A 20,341-nucleotide genomic window follows, 5' to 3' on the forward strand; every position below is an offset into this window, starting at 1 on the left:
AGAATTATTAATTCTGTGTTTTGGTAATATTATTGTCTGGGTCTTTGCCCATAAGTTTAGTACGTTGTTGTAACAACGCACGCACTTTACCTTTACGTCAACTGAAAGGCAAGCCTTGTAATTTTATTACAAAATTGCCCACTAAAAATTGACTACTTTTGTTTACACAATCGAGTAAAATCAAGCCAAAGTTGTCGGCACAACCGTTAATAATGCTCGCTGTCCGATAGCAACTTGCGCATTAGGAAAAATGATTGCCTCACCCTGTTTTTTTACTTTTATTTCATTATCGCCATCTTGTGCGAGTACATAATCAATTGGGAAATCGGTGAAATTTTCAACATCGTCACTAAAGTTCAAACGAAAATTATCTGCTGTTCGGTTAATAATTTGAGAAATGACAAAGATATTAAAGTCGTTTTCATCGTATGCCGAATAATGCAGAGGTTGGCCACTGATAAACTTTTCTAACGTGCTTTTCACTTGAGCAAATTCACTCATATCATTTTCACCGAATGGCTTAACCTTTCCTAATTCTACAGTGAAGGCATCGGCGCCAAATTGATGAGCAGAATAATAACTGAAAGTGGTTGTCGGAGAATTTGACAGTAAGATAGTATTAACACCGCAAGCTTTCAAAAATTGTAATTGTTCTGTTTTTCTAGCTTTACCATGCGTATGCGGATAGACCGCAAATTTATCGTATTTCGCACCTCGAATGGCAGTGTGAAGATCATAATGAAATCGTTGTCTTGACGCGGATAATTTCGCGCCTTCAAGATAAAAGTTACTGACAGTATTTTCAAGCAATAATGCACGATGGCGCTCTTTATTGATCAACCCCGGACCTGCACCTTGATCAATTGAATGCCCACCAGAGAATAACCGGTTCATATTTTCTTCGACAAATCGCTCAGCAATATTCATCGCAGCAGGATTGCCAAAAATAAATAACACTCGTTCTGCTAATTCGAGTTTTCCTAAAATCAGTTGTTGAACAAGCTTTGCACATATTTCAATAGGGGCAGTTTCATTGCCATGTACACCACTGGATAAAATAATATCTTTGCTTGTTGAACGTTCTATAGGCTCAAAGGTTATCAATCCCGTATCTAAAACGGTTACTTTGCTTTTTGTTTGGCTGCTTTGATGTTTAACGGTAAATGAAAAACCATTGGGTAAAGACCACTCGTATTGACGAGTTAAAGATAAAAAGTCGCCAGTTTCTTGTAATTGCTGCTGAATGTTATCCACAAATATTTCTTAAAATGCTAAATACGTGGTTATATTGTACGTAAATTTATCGATGATTGTATTATTTAACGAAAAATAGTAATGGAAAAAAACTTAGTTTTTGTCAACTTGATAAAACATTTCATCGACACTTCCATTTAGTATCACTTGCAGTAATCACAAGAACCCGGACAAAATAGAATTTAAACCGCTTGAATAGTGCCTGCACCTTTATGTTTAGCTTGGATCAAAGCATCTTCAATATTATGTAATAAGTGGTCTACAGAATCTGTTTTTTGCCAAACAGCGTATGCAATACTACAAGTCAGCGATAAAGTAGCAGGCATGATTTTACCATTCACACACTCTTGTAATTGCAAGGCGAACTCATTGGGACTAATGATATCTTTTGAGGGAACTACGACTAAAAAATTATCATCAAGCCAACGGAATATTTGTGCAGAGTAAGGGATAACATTGTTCAGTCGTTGAGCAACATGTTGGATCACGGCATCACCGACAATTTGTCCATAACTGTCATTAATTTTTTTAAATTTATCTAAATCTACTTGATAAACCGTAAACAATTGATCTTTTTTTTGCGCCAATTCACACCACGTAATTAAACTAATTTGCCCAGCACGTCGGTTAGGCAATCCAGATAAGGGGTCAACTAACGACATTTTTTCTAACGTACTTGCGACTAAACCTAATTCTTTAATACGGCGATAAGCGAAAATCAAAAAGCTTACACTGACACTTAAAGCAAGCAATAACAAAGTGCCTACCGGCAAAGATTGATGTTCTTGGGAGAAAAAATATAAGTGTGCTAAAAAGTCCACTTGAGTATAGAGGATTAACAAAAAAAGATTTACCGCTGCAATAATCGATAAATCTTTTTTAACGGTTGGACGATGTATATATGTTCTATGAGGCATTCATTTAACTTCATGATAGTTGCTCTACACAAACTATTGCACAAATAAATAATTTCGCCATTATTTTGTCACATTAATCGAATTTACGTTATAAACCCGCTTGTGAAAAAGCGTTATTGACTAATTTTTGAGCATCGGTAAATATTTCGTTTAAATGCGCTTGACTAATAAAGCTTTCTGCATAAATTTTATAAATATCTTCTGTTCCCGAAGGACGTGCCGCAAACCAGCCATTTTCAGTGGTCACTTTGATACCGCCAATCGCAGCGTTATTTCCTGGTGCATGAGAAAGGACTTGAAGAATTTTTTCTCCCGCCAAAGTATCGCTGGTAATATTGTCAGCAGACAATGAAGTTAATACTTTTTTCTGTGCTGGCGATGCCACGGCTTCAATGCGTCCATAACACGGCTCGCCAAGCTCTTTTGCTAATTCTAGATAATATTGGTACGGGTCTTTACCCGTTACCGCTAAAATCTCCGCTGCTAATAATGCCATGACAAAACCGTCTTTGTCGGTTGTCCAACAACTGCCATCTTTTGCGATAAAGGAAGCGCCTGCACTTTCTTCCCCACCAAAGGCATATTCAGCACTATGAAGCCCATCGACAAACCATTTAAAGCCAACAGGTACCTCAGAAAGTGGTCGGTCGATAAGTTTAGCAACTCGATCTATCAACGAACTTGACACTAACGTTTTACCAATTTTACAGCTTTTCGGCCATTGACGATGTGTCATTAAATAATGAATTGAAACGGCAAGATAATGATTAGGGTTCATTAAACCGCCCGACTTCGTCACTATTCCGTGGCGATCAAAATCTGGATCATTAGCAACCGCCACATCATATTTATCTTTTAATGAAATTAACCCCGACATAGCATAAGGAGAAGAACAATCCATTCGAATTTTGCCATCTTTATCTAATGGCATAAAAGAAAAGCTCGCATCAACAACAGGATTAACCACGTCTAATTTCAATTGGTATTTGTTGGCAATTACCGACCAATAATCAATACCAGAGCCACCTAAAGGATCAGCGCCAATATGAACCCCTGCCTTAGCAATAGCCTCCATATCAATTACTTGACTCAACTCATCAACATAAAAAGCAATAAAATCTTGTTTTGTAAGTAACGTAGAATTAAGAACTTGCTGATTAGAGAATTGTTTTGCTTCTGACATCTCATTCGCAATAATATCGTTAGCCCGCTTTTCAATGAGCTTAGTAATTTCACCTTCTGCAGGACCACCATGAGGTGGGTTATATTTTATGCCACCATCACAAGGAGGATTATGTGATGGGGTTATGATCAAACCATCGGCTTGGTCATCATGGTTTTTATTATGGACAATGATTAAGCGTGAAATCACTGGCGTTGGAGTAAAACCCTCATCAGATTGAATTACCACAGGAACGTTATTTGCGATCAGGACAGAAAGTGCGGTTGCAAAAGCTGGCTCCGATAACGCATGGGTATCTTTCCCTAAAAATAACGGGCCTTGATATCCTTGTGCTGTTCGGTATTCTGCCACCGCTTGGCAAATCGCAATAATATGCTGCTCATTAAAACTAATTTTCTTCGCATTACCACGATGTCCAGACGTACCAAAACTAACACGCTGTGCCTCAATAGAAACATCCGGTTGCTTGATATAATAATCTGTCACTATTTGAGCAATATTCTCTCTATCTTCTGGTAAAGAGGTTTGCCCTGCACGCGGATGAATTGACATATTAGTTCCTTTTATTTTGTGATTTTAAAAAGTGTTTACAATAAATCTCGTATTTTTTCAATTTCAACTGATTGATAACCCAGCGCTTTTGCGACTTCAGTGATCATCATTTTTTTACGAGTCGTATTTGAATTGGTCATGACCCAAAATGAACTATCAGGGATTTGACGCGGTTTAGTACTGCTGCCACTTTCAGCTAATTCTTGCTCACTACGCGCAAAATATAATCTGTCGCGACCACGTATTTCGATCACAGCAGAAAACTGCTCACCATGGACACGATGCAATGCTGAAAGAATAAGTAGAAAGCGACCGACAACGCCTCGTTGAGTGGCTAACTCTTCTTTATTTATATAATTAAAGACGCTCTCTGCAGTACGCGGTAAAGTAGCAACCGTTTTTTGATGAATCAACGGAGTATTGTCAGACGACGATGATTGCACAAGAACCGATTCTATTTTTTTGGGTGTTGCTGTTTTTTGCTCAGATAAATCAGCAGGTAAAGATAATAAACGACGAAGAATTGAAGAAGCGCTTTCCCCGATATATTGTGTCTTGGAAGCTAAATATTGATAAAGTTCTTCATCTATTTCTATATGTTTCATTGAAAACCTAAGGGACGTTAATAGAATAATTAATACAAGATGATTATACTGAGCTTGCTGCTAAGTCTCTATAGGCAAAATACAATATTCCAAATTATTTTCATCCATTCAATCGCTTAATTTTAAAAAACGGTAAAATATTTCAATGGCATTACTTAATTATCAACAATCAGGAGAAGGTGAAAACCTCGTTTTGATACATGGGCTTTTTGGCAGTTTAGAAAACCTTAACATGGTGGCGAAAACGCTAAATCAAGATTTCTGTGTCACTAACCTTGATGTGCGAAATCATGGTTTATCATTTCATGAAAATAATATGGAATACCCTACTTTAGCACTGGACATTATCGATACTTTAGATCATTTAAATATTGAATCAACGCATTTATTAGGTCACTCAATGGGTGGAAAAATAGCGATGCAAGTAGCGTTAGATTTTCCTGAACGAGTGAATAAACTGATTGTTGCTGATATTTCGCCAGTTCAATATCCACAGCACCATGATCATATTATTACGGGTCTTCAATCGATTGATTTAAGTAAAATAACCAATAGAAAACAAGCGGATGAACAGCTTGCTCAATACGTTGATGATAAAGGCGTAAGACAGTTTTTGTTGAGGAATTTACATAAAGTGGCAGATAAGTTGGCATTTAAATGTAACCTGTCGTTCATTGCTCAATGTTATCCGCAAATTATTAAAGGCTATCAAGGGAGTCATGTTTTTCAAAAGCCTACCTTATTTATTAAAGGTGGCGATTCTGATTATATCACCGAACAACATCGGCCCATCATCCGTCAGTTATTCCCTCACAGTAAAGCGAAAATTATTCAAGGTACGGGACATTGGCTTCATGCTGAAAAAACGGCGGCTTTTAATAACTCGGTTAAAAGCTTTCTATCACAGGAAGCTTGACAAACAATCATCCATTTTTATGAAAATATAGCTATTTTAACTTTTCATGATCTAAATTAACTATTTCTGCTGCAGATCCAGTATAAACACAGGTAAAAATAATGTGTTTAGTCATCGCATTATGCTATAGTCCTGCGTGAAATTTTTAGGGTGGAATATGCTTGCAGAACACTTTGTACTAATTGAAACGATTGGACTAAACTTATTTTTTGCTTTTATCTTTATTTTCATAGGGTTATCAATTCACGATATTATGAAAAAAAATGATGTACCTAAAATGGGCCGTTATACGGTTTATTTTGTATTATTCCTAGGTTGTGCAGGATTTATTGCAAAAGGTATTATTCAGTTTATCTGGGAAAGCCAAGGCGTAGGTTAACAATGGCAAAAGAAGCAACAGATTTAACAACAATCGATTTATTTAGTGACGATAAAAGGCCTGGGCGTCCTAAAACAAACCCGCACTCTCGGAGTGTTCAGGTAAGAATTAATAAAAGAAATCAAGTAAAACGCGATAAAACGAATGGTTTGAAACGCGTTGAATTTAAAATTCATGAAAACTTGATAAACCAATTGGATCAATTAGCGAAAAATACGGGCAGTAACCGTAGTGAGTTAATTGAATCACTGCTAGTAAAAGCACTAGCGTTAGATGAAAATTAAAGATTTAAAAAGGTTATAACTCAATGGCAATTGTAGGTTTATTTTTCGGTAGTGATACTGGCAACACCGAAGCTGTAAGTAAAATGATCCAAAAGAAATTGGGCAAGAAATTAGTTGATGTAAAAGATATCGCTAAAAGTACAAAAGAAGAGATCGCTGAATTTGATCTGATAATTTTAGGTATCCCAACTTGGTATTATGGTGAAAACCAATGTGATTGGGATGATTTTTTACCTGAGCTTGAAGAAATTGATTTTACTGATAAATTAGTCGCTATTTTTGGTTTAGGTGATCAAGAAGATTATGCCGAATATTTTTGTGATGCGATGGAGCCATTACGTGATATTTGTGAATCAAAAGGCGCTATTATGGTGGGTAGTTGGCCTAATGAAGGTTATGAATTTGAAGCATCAAAAGCCTTAATTGATGAAAATACTTTCATTGGTCTGTGTGTGGATGAAGACAGACAACCCGAATTAACCGAGCAACGCGTTGATAAATGGGTAAATCAAATTCATGATGAAATGTGTTTAGCAGAATTAGCTGATTAATCCTCATCAAGTGTTTCGATGCATAGAAAAAGCCCGCGTAAACGTGGGCTTTTTCTCATTCAAAGTTCGTTAATCCTTATGAATTTTAAGGATATTTAGAATGAATTTTCGCAGTTAACAATCAATAATAATTGGTAAAAAACATCAATTTTCACAATTAAGTCTTTTAACCCACTTCAATACCTCCTATAATTTTATCCATATTTATAAAGTTGAGAATGAACTGCATGCCAGATCAAAATGAAGAGCTAAAAAGAGCAGGATTAAAAATTACACTGCCGAGAATAAAAATTTTAGCCATTTTGCAAGATCCTCAAAACCAGCATATTAGTGCTGAAGATGTTTACAAAATTTTACTCGATCATAACGAAGAAATTGGTTTAGCGACTGTGTATCGCGTTCTTAACCAATTTGATGATGCAGGTATAGTTTCGCGTCACCACTTTGAAGGTGGGAAATCAGTATTCGAATTAAGTCATAAAAAACATCATGACCATTTAGTGTGTTTAAAATGCGGTAAAGTGGTAGAATTTGAAGATGACGTTATTGAACAACGTCAAATTGATATTGCAAAACACCATAAAATAAAACTCACCAATCATAGTTTATATTTATACGGTGAGTGTGAAGACGAACAAGCTTGTGAAGCTTATCGACAAGCGAACAACTAACCTTTGTTCACTTGATAAAAGCACTCTTTAGAGTGCTTTTTTTTCTCTATTTATAAGCCCCTTAAATCAGTTTTTCATAGCCTTTGTTAAAATTTTTAAACTTAGTCTCTCCCTTATAAAGCATCAACCAACAACACAAAAACAGTTATAACATATAACCAAAAAGAATATAAGTTTTTTTTCATACCCTTTTTTTACCCAACTCTTATCGACAAGTGACAGCAATTTCATTGCTTGTATTTTCCAAGCTGGCAGCTATTTACATTGAATAATGCAGTTCTACTTTGCACGGTATTCCTATTTAATGAAATAAAAAATGTAAAGGCTTACATTATTACAAAATTGTTACATTTTAAGTTTTGATGAAAAAAACATCATTGAAATCTTGGGAATTTGTATGCTAGTTTAATTTTTGAACAACTAAAAATAACAACACAACCCACGAAGGGGGTTCAAGTGAAAACAAGTCAAATAAAACCTCAAATGACTGCTATCAGCACGTTATTCTTTCTATTAGTTTCACCTACATTACTGGCTGCTGACTGTACCGGCATAGCGACATGGCAGACAGGTCAAACGCATAACGGTGGCAGCCAAGTCGTTGCCGATAATGCTCTATATGAAGCCAATTGGTGGACACAAACTAACCCTGTGGAGAATTCTGGTCAATGGCAAGATTGGTCTCTTTTGGGCGACTGTGACAGCGCTGTCAGCAATCAAGCGCCCCAAGTTACTCATTTAATTCCGAATTCTGGATTTACTGCGACCGAAAATGACAGCGTTGTCATCTCTGCAAATGCAACCGATGATCAATCAGTCGCACAGGTTGCATTTTATATTGATGGTCAACTATTGATAACAGACACTAGCGAACCTTATGAAACACAGTGGCAAGCAATGGTTGGCGATCATGTTATTTCCGCCATAGCGACCGATAATCAAGGAGTGGAATCATCAAGTGTTTCGTCCAACGTGGTCATTTCATCATCAACCACTCCTAGTAATCAATCTCCAGTAGCTAATATCACCGCTGCACATTCAGATCCTTTGCAGCCGGGGGATTCAATTCAATTCACATTAACAGCTACAGATGAAGACGGTACTATTAACGAACTAAAATTTGTACAAGCGCAACATTCTCTTATTACGGTAAACGCCGCTCAAGCCACTTATAGCTGGCAAGCTACAGCTGTGGGGACATATTCATTTACTTTACAGGCAACCGATAACGAGGGAGCAAGTCATTCGGTTAACTATTCGGTGACGGTTACAGCAACCAGCACTAGCGAAGATCCAGACGAATGCCGCCCTGCAGGCTTATATCAAACACCAAATGTTAATACTCCGTATTGTACTGTCTATGACGTTAATGGCCGGGAGATCATGGGGGCAGATCATCCTCGTCGCATTATTGGGTATTTCACCAGTTGGCGTAATGGCGCTAACGGTCAACCAAGTTATTTAGTTAATGATATTCCTTGGGATAAAATCACACATATTAATTATGCTTTTGCTCATGTAGATGATAATAACAAGGTATCAATTGGCGATCCGCTGGCTGAAAATAATCCCGCGACTAATATGGAATGGCCCGGTGTTGTGGGTGCAGAAATGGATCCTGAGTTTTCTTACAAAGGCCATTTTAATCTTCTAAACAAATACAAAAAACAATACCCAGATGTTAAAACTTTAGTCTCAGTTGGCGGTTGGGCTGAAACTGGCGGCTACTTTGGAGAAAACGGACGTGTCGCCAGCGGCGGTTTTTATACCATGACCACCAATGCTGATGGCAGTGTAAACTATCAAGGCATTCAAGATTTTAGTGACAGTGTCGTAAACTTTATTGAAACCTATGGTTTTGATGGTGTCGACATTGACTACGAATACCCATCATCTATGAATGATGCTGGTCATCCGGATGATTTTGATATTTCAAATGCAAGACGTGCCGGATTAAATGCTTCATACCAAGTATTAATGAAAACCCTTCGAGAAACCTTAGATATTGCAGGTCAATCTGCAGGGAAACATTATTTACTCACTATCGCCTCCCCTTCTTCGGGTTATTTATTACGTGGCATGGAAACATTCCAAGCGGCACAATATTTAGATTACGTAAATATCATGTCTTATGATCTACACGGTGCTTGGAATGCACATGTCGGTCATAATGCTTCATTATTTGACACGGGTAAAGACTCTGAATTAGCAACCTGGGGGGTATATGAAACCGCAGAATTTGAAGGTATAGGTTATCTAAATACCGACTGGGCGGTGCGATACTTTAGAGGGGCACTGAGTGCGGGTCGTATTAATATCGGTATTCCTTATTATACACGAGGTTTTAAAGATGTATCCGGCGGAGAGAATGGTTTATGGGGACAAGCGCCGTTACCAGATCAAAACGAATGTCCAAAAGGTACCGGTAGTGGTGATAAAAACCAATGTGGAAATGGTGCGATTGGAATCGATAATTTATGGCACGATGTTGAAAATGACCGTGAAATCCCGGCAGGAAGTAATCCATTATGGCATGTAAAAAACCTCCAAAATGGCGTAATACCTAGTTACCTTAATATTTATGGACTTGATCCTCAAAATGATCCACAAGATCAGCTAGTTGGAACTTACCAACGATTTTATGACGAAATAGCCGTTGCACCTTGGTTATGGAATGAACAGAAGAAAGTGTTTATTTCCATCGAAGATGAAGAGTCTATGACCACAAAAGTAGAATATGTCATTAATAATGGTCTAGGTGGCATCATGTTCTGGGAGTTGGCGGGTGATTTTGATTATGACGCTGACCAAGATGAATACTTTATGGGCTCGTCGTTAACTCGCTTGGCTTATAATCAATTTCAACAAAGTGGTGTTCAATATGACATCCATACCGGCAATCCAAACTTTGTCGTGCCAAGTAAGGCCGTCGATATTGAATTTACCGTAAAAGACTTTCCAATCGGTGATAACAATTACCCAATTAGCCCAACCTTTAGTTTTACCAACCGTTCTGAACTTGATTTAAGCGGAGCCAAAGTTAGCTTTGATGTACCTGTAGCAACATCGGCAATATTTAAGTCCAACTGGGATGCACAAGAGAAACTTGGTATGGCTGTAGAAGTGAATGCCTCAAACGCGGCCGGTAATAACATTGGTGGCTTTGAAAACGAATTTCATCGTTTTTCAATCACTTTTATTAATGAGTGGGGAGGAGAAGCAAAATCATTTACTCCAAATGAAACCATAGATGCTCAAGTCATGTACTACATGCCAATCACAGGTCCGGTTAATTTTTCAATTGAAAAAGACGGTCAAGTTTATGCGTTCAGTGCTCAATATCCAACCTTGCCTATTGCTGAAGTAAATGATCCATCGGATCCAAGCGATCCTGTTGATCCGAATGGAGAGTGCGAAGGCACTGCAATTAGCGATATTCCGATTTATCCAGATTGGCCACAAACCGATTGGGCTGGTAATCCAAGTCACGCTACTGGTGGTGACTTAATGTCGCACAATAATGCCATTTTCAAAGCGAAATGGTGGACAAACACTGAACCAGGGACCACAGCAGATTGGCAGCAAGTCTGTAATTAATAATGCCCAACCACAACTTAAATAGTTTGTGGTTGCATTACAAAGCGTTAAATAAATTTCAATACAAATAATAACTAAAAGGTGAAGTCATGAATAAACGATTATTAACTATGATGGCGATTAGCACTGCCGTAATGTCTTGGCAGTCCATTGCTGCTCCATCCACACCAAGTATAAATTGGGAACCTCAAGAATACTCCTTTGTAGAAGTGGACCTTGAAGGAAATGGCTCCTATAAAGATATTGTTACCGTACACGATGAAGTTAACATTAACATCGAATGGAATGCATGGAGTGGCGATGGTGGCGATAACTATAAAGTGTATTTTGACCAGCAATTAGTTAACTCAGGCACTTTACCAACAGGCACTAAAAGTGGCGTCATTAATTTTCCTTATCAACAGTCTGGTCGCCACACTTTATATGTTGAGTTATGTGAAGGTACATCCTGTGCCCGAAGTGATGGAAAACCAATTGTTATTGCCGATACCGATGGTGGACATTTAGCGCCGTTACCCATGGATTATGATCCTAATAACGGCGATTATGGAACAAAACAAGATTTGGTAACTGGAGCATATTTTGTCGAGTGGGGCATTTATGGTCGCGACTTTGACGTAACCAATATTCCAGCCCATAACCTAAGCCATATTCTTTACGGCTTTATTCCAATTTGTGGCCCAAATGAATCACTAAAGGAAATTGAAAATGGTGGCAGTCACAATGCTTTAGTGAAAGCTTGTGGAGGCTCAAACGATTTTGAAGTAGTCATTCATGACCCATGGGCAGCCATTCAAAAAACGTTACCGGGTGTAGATTCTAGCGATCCTATTCGTGGTACTTATGCACAGATGATGGCTTTAAAGCAACGTTATCCAGATTTGAAAATATTACCTTCAATTGGTGGTTGGACGTTATCAGACCCTTTTTTCTATTTCACTGACAAAGCTAATCGCGATACTTTTGTCGCTTCCGTTAAAACCTTTTTAACGACTTGGAAGTTTTACGACGGGGTTGATATTGATTGGGAATATCCTGGGGGCGATGGCGCAAGTACTACCTTAGGTGATCCAGCCCAGGATGGAGCCGCCTATGTAGCTTTAATGGCTGAATTAAGAGCCATGTTAGATGAACTTGAATCGGATACTGGCCGTGAATATCAACTGACTTCCGCTATAGGTGTCGGTTATGACAAGATTGAAGATGTTGACTATGGTAATGCGGCACAACACATGGATTATATCTTTGCCATGTCATATGATTTTTATGGGGCTTGGAACAATGTTACTGGTCATCAAACAGGTATTTATTGTGGTTCCCATTTATCAGCTGATGAATGTAATGGTACTGGCTTAGATGATGAAGGCGAACCTCGCAAAGGACCGTCGTATACCATAGACAATGCGTTAAATTTGTTATTAGCGCAAGGCGTTCCGTCGAAACAAATCGTCGTTGGCACCGCTATGTATGGTCGTGGCTGGGAAGGTGTCTTAGATAGCAACGCTGACATTTCTGGTAATCCGATGACCGCGCCCGGTAATGGTAAATTGACCGGTACTTCTGCAGAAGGTGTATGGGAAGCTGGTGTAATAGATTACAAAGGGATCAAAGCCAATATGATTGGCACGGCGGAAACTGGTATCAATGGCTTTGAAATTGGTTATGACGAAGCTGCAGAGGCTGCGTATGTTTGGAATCGTGCAAATGGTAAATTAATCACTTATGATAGTCCTCGTTCTGTTATCGCTAAAGGTCAGTATGTTAAAACACATGATTTGGGCGGATTATTTGCTTGGGAAATTGACGCTGATAATGGTGATATCTTAAATGCCATGCACCAAGGTTTAGATGACGGTACGCCACCGACGAATAAAAAACCGGTCGTGTCTGTCACCAATTTAGTCTCGGTAAATTCGGGTGAATCGACATCTATTACAGCAACGGCAACCGATGCCGATAATGACCCCTTAAGTTATAGTTGGACAGCTGATAGTGCATTAACACTTTCAGGCAGTAATACTGAAACCGTAAGCATTACCGCACCAAATGTCAGTCAAGATACCGACTACACTGCAATCATTAACGTCAGTGATGGTACCGACACGGTCAGTAAAAGTGTTGTGGTACGTGTTATCGCGCCATCGTCGAGTAATAACGCCCCCGTAGTTGACCCTATTGACGACCTAACGGTTGATGAAGGCGTATCGGTTAATATTACCGTAACGGCTTCCGATGCAGATAATGATCCACTTAGCTATCAGTGGACGGTTCCTGCAGGAATAACATTAACAGGATCTGGTGAAAGCATCACATTACAAGCCGGTGAAGTTTCAACTACCACCACATATATAATTACCGTTTCGGTGAGTGATGGTACAGAACAATCAAGCACCAGTTTTAATCTCACGGTAAATGATACTAATGTAACAAACCCGAGCGATACATGGGATCCATCCGCTGTGTATACCGCCGACGATATCGTGATTTATCAAGGTATTGAATATCGAGCTAAATGGTGGACTCAAGGTGATCAACCAGACTTAGGTGGACCGTGGGAAGCGGTTAATCCTGACACCTCAACAGGTGATTGGAACCCCAACGCTATTTATCATGGTGGAGATCAAGTCATCCATAATGGCGATACCTACACAGCACAGTGGTGGACTCAAGGAGAAGAACCTGGTGTCAGTGCGGTATGGGTAAAACAATAATCTTAAAAGTATTATTGAATACTAAATAAAACCAGTCATTTAAATTAATGCCGATCACATAAGTTGATCGGCATTTTTCTTTGTAGTGATTGCGTTAAATACTATTTAGCCCTTAACAAAATCTAAATGAGCAACACACTAGGACGTTCTTGATAAATTAAAGTTAATAAACGCCAACATAAATTAATATGAATATAAAAGAATTGATATTTTGTTACCGTTAACCATTGGAAGATAAACAAAAGATAAAGATATCAGACTTTCATAAATCAGTGAGGCGATTAAATTATCTAAGACCACTGAGTAGTGTAACAGCAAATACTTTTATAAATATTTTAATCAATCCAATCAATTAACTATCTTAAGTTTTATATTGAAAAATCGTCCATCGGATCACTAAAATATTTTTATATTTGTTCACCTATATTCGATTTTGTGCTTTTTAAAAAGGGCTCAGTAGCTTTTGTCTGCGCTAGGCTGCCAGCGCATTTGATACTCTAACTGCGTCTCGTTTTCTATTATAAACCCTTGTCTCTTATACAGTTTTAACGCAGGATTCGCCAATAGCACATTTAAAGTAATCGCCAAATTTCTCTCTTGCGCTTTTTTCTTTAATAACGATAAAACCCGCGTACCAATACCGCAATTATGAAACGCGGGTAGAATCTGAAATTGCCGAATATGTAACCTATCTTCTAACAAGGCAAATTTTACTAATCCTATTTGCTCGTTATCTTTACAGATGATATGTGAATCAGTAAAAAATTCATCAATACGTTGAAAGTGCTGTTGATCATTCATAACCAGACCAGCTTTTTCCAAGTGTGCTGTCATTGATGTTTTTCTTAGAACAAGCAAAAACGGTTTATCAAGTTGACTCGCTTTTTTAAAACTAATGGTTGATTTCATAACAACTATTTTTCAAAAAGTGAAAGAAAATTTAATCCTGATTATAACGAGCTTTAAACTAAAAACGAGTTTTCGTGTGCGAATTTCTAAGCCGTTTTTTCATCGATGCACTGACCTTAGTGCTCCATTGAAAACACGTTAAACCTGTCACGACAAAAACAGCACCGATCATTAAATTGAAAGACACATGTTCGTTGTTTAATAACGCACCTAACGACAACGCCAACACTGGGGTGATCATGGTAATTAGCGCAACCGTGCTCGCCGTTAACTTTTGTAACACGTAAAAATACGCAATAAAACCGATCAAAGAGCCAAATACCCCTAAATAAACAATGGCCAGAATTGAGCGTAGTTGCCATTGTTGATAATTTAATGAACCATCAAAAATTAACCAAACGAGTAAAAATAAAGGAGTACATAATAATAACGCCCCTATAGTCGTTGATAATGGATGAATTGTAATGGTTATACTTTTAACTAATACGCCGCTTAAGCTAAAAAATAATACAGCAAATAGTACCAATATTATCCCTATATAGCCGTTTTGCGATAGCAACAAATTATCTAAGCAAACAATGAATAACCCTATTAACGCGACCACTAGCGCTATTTTTTTTGTTAACGTAAATTTGGGCTCATGGATCAGTTTTTGTGCAATCACCCCTGATAAAATTGGCGCTAAACCAAAAATAAGTGAGATCAAGCCTGAAGAAATATACTGGGCAGCATAATACGAAAGTAACATGCCACCAAAAATACCTAATGCCGAAAATAAATAAAGCTTAACTGCATCACGATGCCATGGAAGCGAGATACGATTAACTTTGATTAATAACAGTCCTAATATTAACGCGATTAACATACGCAAAAGTACCGCTAAAGTAGGATGTACAGATTCACTACTCCATACAATACCTAGCGGCGTTGTAGACCAAATAAGGACCACAGCAATATAGGCTGTAGAAACATTCATTGCATTTCTCCTTGTTCTCATTCCTGAGTTAACGTAATTCCAAGGTTAAATCCTTGGTAAAAGTGCAATTGACACTGAAGTATTCGGCTAAAAAACAAAAAACCGCAGTGGACAAACTGCGGTTTTTAAAATGTTAAAGGTTTGTTTTACATTTTAATCCACAGTAGATTCCCACCAGCGCACGACGATATTCGTCATACTCTTCTGGTGACAATTGACTAAAAGGAGGATTAAAAGGTATTTCATTAAAATAAATTCTATTTAATTGTTTTATAGTGATATTGAGCAATTAAGTTATGCCAATATGCGGTAAATTGATAATGACTGCCACCAACTTTTATGTCAATCATTTATAAAGTCCGTTTTCACATTTTATGTAATTTAAGCTTTTTTCAAATAAGAAGCGACTAGTACGATACGGGTACCATTCACTTTACCTTCAATATGCTCAGGATTGTTAGTTAAGGTAATACCACGCACTAAGGTGCCTTGTTTTGCAGTAAAATTCGCCCCTTTAACTTTCAAATCTTTAATCAGAGTTACATCATCACCGTCATTAAGCTCAGCGCCATTACTATCGCGTGTTGGTCCTTCACGCTCTGCGGCTGCAATACCCTGCTCTGCCCAAGTTTTAACGTCATCTTCCATATAAATCATAGCTAAAGCATCTTGTGCCCAACTTTCAGTGGAAAGTTTATGTAACATACGATATGACATAACTTGTACCGCAGGCTCTTGATTCCACATACTATCGTTTAAACAACGCCAATGGTTAATATCTACTTCGCTTTTGCCATCAAGCTGACTAATACAGGTTTCACAAAGATATACACTTTGTTGAGCGCTTAAATCACTCGTTGGGGGTACAGGATACACAGCTAAGTTATTTGTTGATGTACAAAACTCACAACTATTATTACTACGATTTTTTAATGCTTGCTCAGTAGGCATATTAAGGCTCCTATAAAATTTGCCGCTATTATGCCTCTTATCAGGATTTTCTGCGATCACTTTATTGCGTATATGGTAATTAAATATGCAAAATGCAAAATGCAATTATCTTTAAATTGAAAGTAATAAAAAGGCCGCAATTAGCGACCTTTAAATATAATAAATAGAGCAATGAATTTAGTTGTTTATTTCATTCGCTTGTTCTTTGACATCAAGTCCTTCTTCACCTGCAAATTTATCAACCCATAATGCAATCGCACCATCGCCGGTGACATTACACGCAGTACCAAAGCTATCTTGTGCTAAATAAAGTGCAATCATTAACGCTAATGCCGCATCAGTGAAACCTAACATACTCGCCAATAGCCCTAATGCTGCCATTACTGCGCCACCTGGTGCGCCGGGCGCTGCTATCATAGTTACGCCAAGCATTAAAATAAAGCCCATCATAGTAGCAATACTAGGCACAGATAATTCAGGAGTCATTAACATCACAGCGGTGGCACAGGTGATAATAGTGATAGTTGAACCACTTAAATGAATAGAGGCACATAAAGGTACAGTGAAATTAGCGACACCATCACTCACATTATTTGATTTATTCGCTTTTAAAGAAACAGGAATAGTTGCGGCACTCGACATAGTTCCTAGAGCAGTAAAGTACGCCGGCATCATATTTTTTAACAATTTAGCAGGAGACTTTCCTGTCGCTGTGCCAGTAACCACATATAAAACAGTGATCCAAACCCAATGCATAATGAGCGCTAAGACTAGTACAACACCAAACGTTTTAAGTGTACTGAACACAGTACCATCTACCGTCATTTCAGCAAAAACACCGGCAATGTAAAACGGTAATGCAGGGATAATAACTTTGCTTAATAGCATTTCGATAATATCTTTTGCTTCATTTAAAGTCGTACGCAACGAGTTTGCATTGGTTGCACTAATACCGATACCAAAAATAAAGGCGATGGCAAGTGCTGTCATAACATCAAATAAAGGAGTAATTGAAATATCAATAAAACCTTTAAGTTTTTCACCTTCTACAGCTTCTACAAGATGACCAGCAGTTAAGCCAGGTAATACATTACTCGCCACAATAAAGGCGAGTAAGCCCGCAATAATAGTAGAACCATAAGCAAGACCGACAGTTTTTCCTAACAAGGATCCGGAGCCTTGTGGTAATGAGGCAATACCGCTTGCGATATAGAATAAGATGATCAAAGGAATGGTAAATTTAATTAATTGACCAATTAGGTTTTGAATCGTAAAAGTCAATTGAACGAGCACATCTGGCGCGTATAAACCAATTAACATGCCAGCAACAATACCAGCAATTAACTTTAAAACTAAATTCATAAAATCTCCGATTATTATAATAATTGTACGGTTATAGAGCAGGAACACTCTGATAGTTTTATTCTAACCTGACTCTTTCTGCCAGTGAACCATAATTTTCTGTTGATGTTTATTTTCACTAAATGGCTGGCAAACGAAATAACCAATAACGGCAGCTAATTCATCATTTATAAATAACAAAGGAAGACGCTTGCGTTGCCATGGTGGGATTGATAACTCTTGTAACACTTTTTTCAATGGTCGACTTTGTTGTCGATACTCAGGTAAGCACTTTGGATTATCATGTGCAAAGACAATTGACATAGACTGAAGCGAATCAGGCAAAGAGAGTGTGAATGACTTTTCATGGACATTTAATTCATCATAAGTCACAGTGACATCCCCCAAACCGTCTGGCAATTCTATTGAATATTCGCCATGCGTTTGGGCGAGATCGTAATCATACCGCCAATTTATAACAGATTGATAATCTTCAGTTAAATAAAGTTTATCTTGGAAACGTCTTAACCAAATCTCGCCCAACTTCACGGCTGGGTTTTTATCTTTTCCTGCTTCAGTTAATTGTTGATAAAGTTGTTGTAATTGTTGCTGACTCGGCATTAAGCCTTGATGTTGTTCAATAAAATATCGAATGACAAGATTAAACCTTGCTTGCGATAACAACAATAATGGCGCAATAGATAATACGCGTTGTGCTTGGATACACTGAGCTAAATCTTGGGCGGCAACTTCATCTAAAATACTTTGCGCTTCTTGGCAATGTTGAGTACTTCGCATCACAGTATCGTTAAAGTTAAGCCAACGAGCTTTTAACTGCGGTAAAATCTCTTTACGTAAAAAATTGCGATCGAATCGAATATCATCATTTGATTCATCTTCTAGCCACGTTAACTGATTTTCTTGAGCGTAACAGACAATATTTTCTCGTGAAATTTGTAATAGAGGCCTAAGTAATTTTTGCTTTGCGTTGGCAAATGATGAAACCATGGCCATCGCTGATAATCCTTTTAACCCAGAGCCACGTTTTAAAGATAAAAAAAATGTTTCCACTTGATCATCCTGATGGTGTCCAGTCAAAATCACCGCATTGCTTGGGCTCAAATCGGCTAATGCTTGATATCGTGCATCTCGTGCTTGAGCTTCTAAACTTGTCCGAGGTTTATCAATCACATTGACGTTAATGGTTTTGAAATCAATGTTTAATAATTGACATTGTTGTTTTGCAAATTGTTGCCATTGACCTGCCGATTGGCTTAAGCCATGGTTAACATGAATCGCCATCACCGCTTGGTTAACCATATTATTTTTTTTTAATTGAGCAATAGCGTGCAGTAATACTTGCGAGTCGACACCACCACTATAGGCGATAACTATAGGAGCATGAGGATAATGATTAAGAAAGTTTGTAAGTGTTGGTAAAATCATAATAGTGTAGGTCAAAGAGCTATTCGACAAGATTTGAATAATCGAATGTCTACTTGACCTACATTTAAACGGTTAATGGTAAAAATATTAACAATAACCAAAAGACATTAAACGTTCATAACGTTTTTCAATCAATTCGTCTTTTGATAAACCTTCAAGCTCTGAAAGATCTTTTTTGATCGCTTGCTTTAAAAAGGCTGCCATTTCATCCATATCACGATGAGCGCCACCTAATGGCTCCTCAACAATGCTATTTATCAGATCTAGTTCTTTAATACGTGTTGCCGTAATTCCCATCGCTTCAGCAGCTGTCGAGGCTTTTTCTGCGGTTTTCCATAAAATGGATGCGCAACCTTCTGGAGAAATAACCGAATACGTGGAATATTGTAACATGTTAACGCGATCACCCACGCCAATGGCTAGCGCACCACCAGAGCCACCTTCACCAATAACCGTACAAATAATAGGAACATTCAAACGCGCCATCACTTTTAAGTTAGTCGCGATAGCCTCACTTTGTCCACGCTCTTCGGCACCAATACCTGGATATGCGCCTGGGGTATCAATAAAAGTAATAATAGGCATATTAAAACGTTCTGCCATTTCCATTAAACGAAGCGCTTTACGATAGCCTTCAGGGCGAGGCATACCAAAATTACGTTTTACTTTTTCAGCGGTAGAGCGTCCTTTTTGATGACCTATAACCATCACAGGTTTGCCATCTAATCGCGCTGTACCACCAATAATAGCATTATCATTTGCATAAGCTCGATCACCACATAGTTCGTCAAAATCAGTAAAAATTCGTGGTAAATAATCCAGCGTATAAGGACGCTGAGGATGGCGAGCGACACGTGCAGTTTGCCAAGGGTCTAAACCCGCAAAGATTTTTTGTGTTTGAATTTTATTTTTTTCACGTAATTGCGTAATTTGTTCTTCAAGATCAAGGTTTAACTCCTGACCATTGTTCACTAATTGCAATTCTTCAATTTTGGCTTCAAGTTCCGCGATTGGTTGCTCAAAGTCTAAAAAATTTAATGACATATGTTTTACTTACCTATGTTCTGTTGTACTTATATTTTACGCTAACAATGCTTA

Annotated in this window: 17 protein-coding genes; 7 read left to right on the forward strand and 10 right to left on the reverse strand. The window is 38.0% G+C overall.

Annotated elements, in window-relative coordinates:
- Positions 1-180: 180 nt before the first annotated feature.
- The 4 genes from astE to seqA form a co-directional block, all read right to left on the reverse strand.
- Complete coding sequence (gene astE, locus ABXH06_RS13410) at positions 181-1,254, reverse strand: succinylglutamate desuccinylase (RefSeq protein WP_353518550.1); 1,074 nt, start codon at positions 1,252-1,254, stop codon at positions 181-183.
- A 182-nt stretch (positions 1,255-1,436) separates the two neighbouring features.
- Complete coding sequence (locus ABXH06_RS13415) at positions 1,437-2,171, reverse strand: GGDEF domain-containing protein (RefSeq protein WP_311582678.1); 735 nt, start codon at positions 2,169-2,171, stop codon at positions 1,437-1,439.
- Between the two features lie 88 nt (positions 2,172-2,259).
- Positions 2,260-3,906: a phosphoglucomutase (alpha-D-glucose-1,6-bisphosphate-dependent) gene (pgm, locus tag ABXH06_RS13420; RefSeq protein WP_311582676.1), complete on the reverse strand. Its 1,647-nt coding sequence runs from the start codon at positions 3,904-3,906 to the stop codon at positions 2,260-2,262.
- Between the two features lie 35 nt (positions 3,907-3,941).
- A complete protein-coding gene (gene seqA / locus ABXH06_RS13425) occupies positions 3,942-4,511 on the reverse strand; it encodes a replication initiation negative regulator SeqA (protein ID WP_353518551.1) in 570 nt (189 codons plus the stop codon).
- A gap of 145 nt (positions 4,512-4,656) precedes the next feature.
- Here seqA and ABXH06_RS13430 point away from each other — a divergent pair, with 145 nt between their 5' ends.
- The 7 genes from ABXH06_RS13430 (at position 4,657) to ABXH06_RS13460 (ending at position 13,620) form a co-directional block, all read left to right on the forward strand.
- Complete coding sequence (locus ABXH06_RS13430) at positions 4,657-5,427, forward strand: alpha/beta fold hydrolase (RefSeq protein ID WP_311582671.1); 771 nt, start codon at positions 4,657-4,659, stop codon at positions 5,425-5,427.
- Positions 5,428-5,584: 157 nt separating this feature from the next.
- A complete protein-coding gene (locus ABXH06_RS13435) occupies positions 5,585-5,806 on the forward strand; it encodes a DUF2788 domain-containing protein (RefSeq protein ID WP_311582668.1) in 222 nt (73 codons plus the stop codon).
- 2 nt (positions 5,807-5,808) lie between these two features.
- Positions 5,809-6,090 carry a LexA regulated protein gene (gene ybfE, locus ABXH06_RS13440; protein ID WP_311582666.1) on the forward strand — a complete coding sequence of 94 codons (282 nt, stop codon included), beginning with the start codon at positions 5,809-5,811 and terminating at the stop codon, positions 6,088-6,090.
- Positions 6,091-6,113: 23 nt separating this feature from the next.
- Positions 6,114-6,641, forward strand: a complete 528-nt coding sequence (gene fldA / locus ABXH06_RS13445; protein WP_303451701.1) for a flavodoxin FldA — start codon at positions 6,114-6,116, stop codon at positions 6,639-6,641.
- Positions 6,642-6,868: 227 nt separating this feature from the next.
- On the forward strand, positions 6,869-7,312 hold the full coding sequence (gene fur / locus ABXH06_RS13450; protein WP_303451699.1) for a ferric iron uptake transcriptional regulator: 444 nt from the start codon (positions 6,869-6,871) through the stop codon (positions 7,310-7,312).
- A gap of 483 nt (positions 7,313-7,795) precedes the next feature.
- Positions 7,796-10,909: a glycosyl hydrolase family 18 protein gene (locus tag ABXH06_RS13455; RefSeq protein WP_353518597.1), complete on the forward strand. Its 3,114-nt coding sequence runs from the start codon at positions 7,796-7,798 to the stop codon at positions 10,907-10,909.
- 89 nt (positions 10,910-10,998) lie between these two features.
- Complete coding sequence (locus ABXH06_RS13460; protein ID WP_353518552.1) at positions 10,999-13,620, forward strand: glycosyl hydrolase family 18 protein; 2,622 nt, start codon at positions 10,999-11,001, stop codon at positions 13,618-13,620.
- A gap of 453 nt (positions 13,621-14,073) precedes the next feature.
- Here the strand turns inward: ABXH06_RS13460 and ABXH06_RS13465 are convergent, their stop codons facing one another.
- The 6 genes from ABXH06_RS13465 to accA all read right to left on the reverse strand — a co-directional run bounded on the left by ABXH06_RS13465 (position 14,074) and on the right by accA (position 20,287).
- Positions 14,074-14,529: a GNAT family N-acetyltransferase gene (locus tag ABXH06_RS13465; protein WP_311582659.1), complete on the reverse strand. Its 456-nt coding sequence runs from the start codon at positions 14,527-14,529 to the stop codon at positions 14,074-14,076.
- A gap of 58 nt (positions 14,530-14,587) precedes the next feature.
- Positions 14,588-15,505 carry a DMT family transporter gene (locus ABXH06_RS13470; protein ID WP_353518553.1) on the reverse strand — a complete coding sequence of 306 codons (918 nt, stop codon included), beginning with the start codon at positions 15,503-15,505 and terminating at the stop codon, positions 14,588-14,590.
- Between the two features lie 381 nt (positions 15,506-15,886).
- Complete coding sequence (locus ABXH06_RS13475; RefSeq protein WP_353518554.1) at positions 15,887-16,456, reverse strand: PhnA domain-containing protein; 570 nt, start codon at positions 16,454-16,456, stop codon at positions 15,887-15,889.
- Positions 16,457-16,633: 177 nt separating this feature from the next.
- Positions 16,634-17,818: a dicarboxylate/amino acid:cation symporter gene (locus tag ABXH06_RS13480; RefSeq protein ID WP_353518555.1), complete on the reverse strand. Its 1,185-nt coding sequence runs from the start codon at positions 17,816-17,818 to the stop codon at positions 16,634-16,636.
- Positions 17,819-17,881: 63 nt separating this feature from the next.
- Entirely contained in the window at positions 17,882-19,258 is a 1,377-nt protein-coding gene (tilS, locus tag ABXH06_RS13485; protein WP_311582649.1) for a tRNA lysidine(34) synthetase TilS, read from the reverse strand.
- A 72-nt stretch (positions 19,259-19,330) separates the two neighbouring features.
- Positions 19,331-20,287 (reverse strand): acetyl-CoA carboxylase carboxyl transferase subunit alpha, encoded by a 957-nt coding sequence (gene accA / locus ABXH06_RS13490; RefSeq protein ID WP_353518556.1) that lies wholly within the window; start codon positions 20,285-20,287, stop codon positions 19,331-19,333.
- Positions 20,288-20,341: the final 54 nt, after the last annotated feature.

Source organism: Thalassotalea sp. SU-HH00458, assembly GCF_040362795.1.
Classification (GTDB): Bacteria; Pseudomonadota; Gammaproteobacteria; order Enterobacterales; family Alteromonadaceae; genus Thalassotalea_H; species Thalassotalea_H castellviae.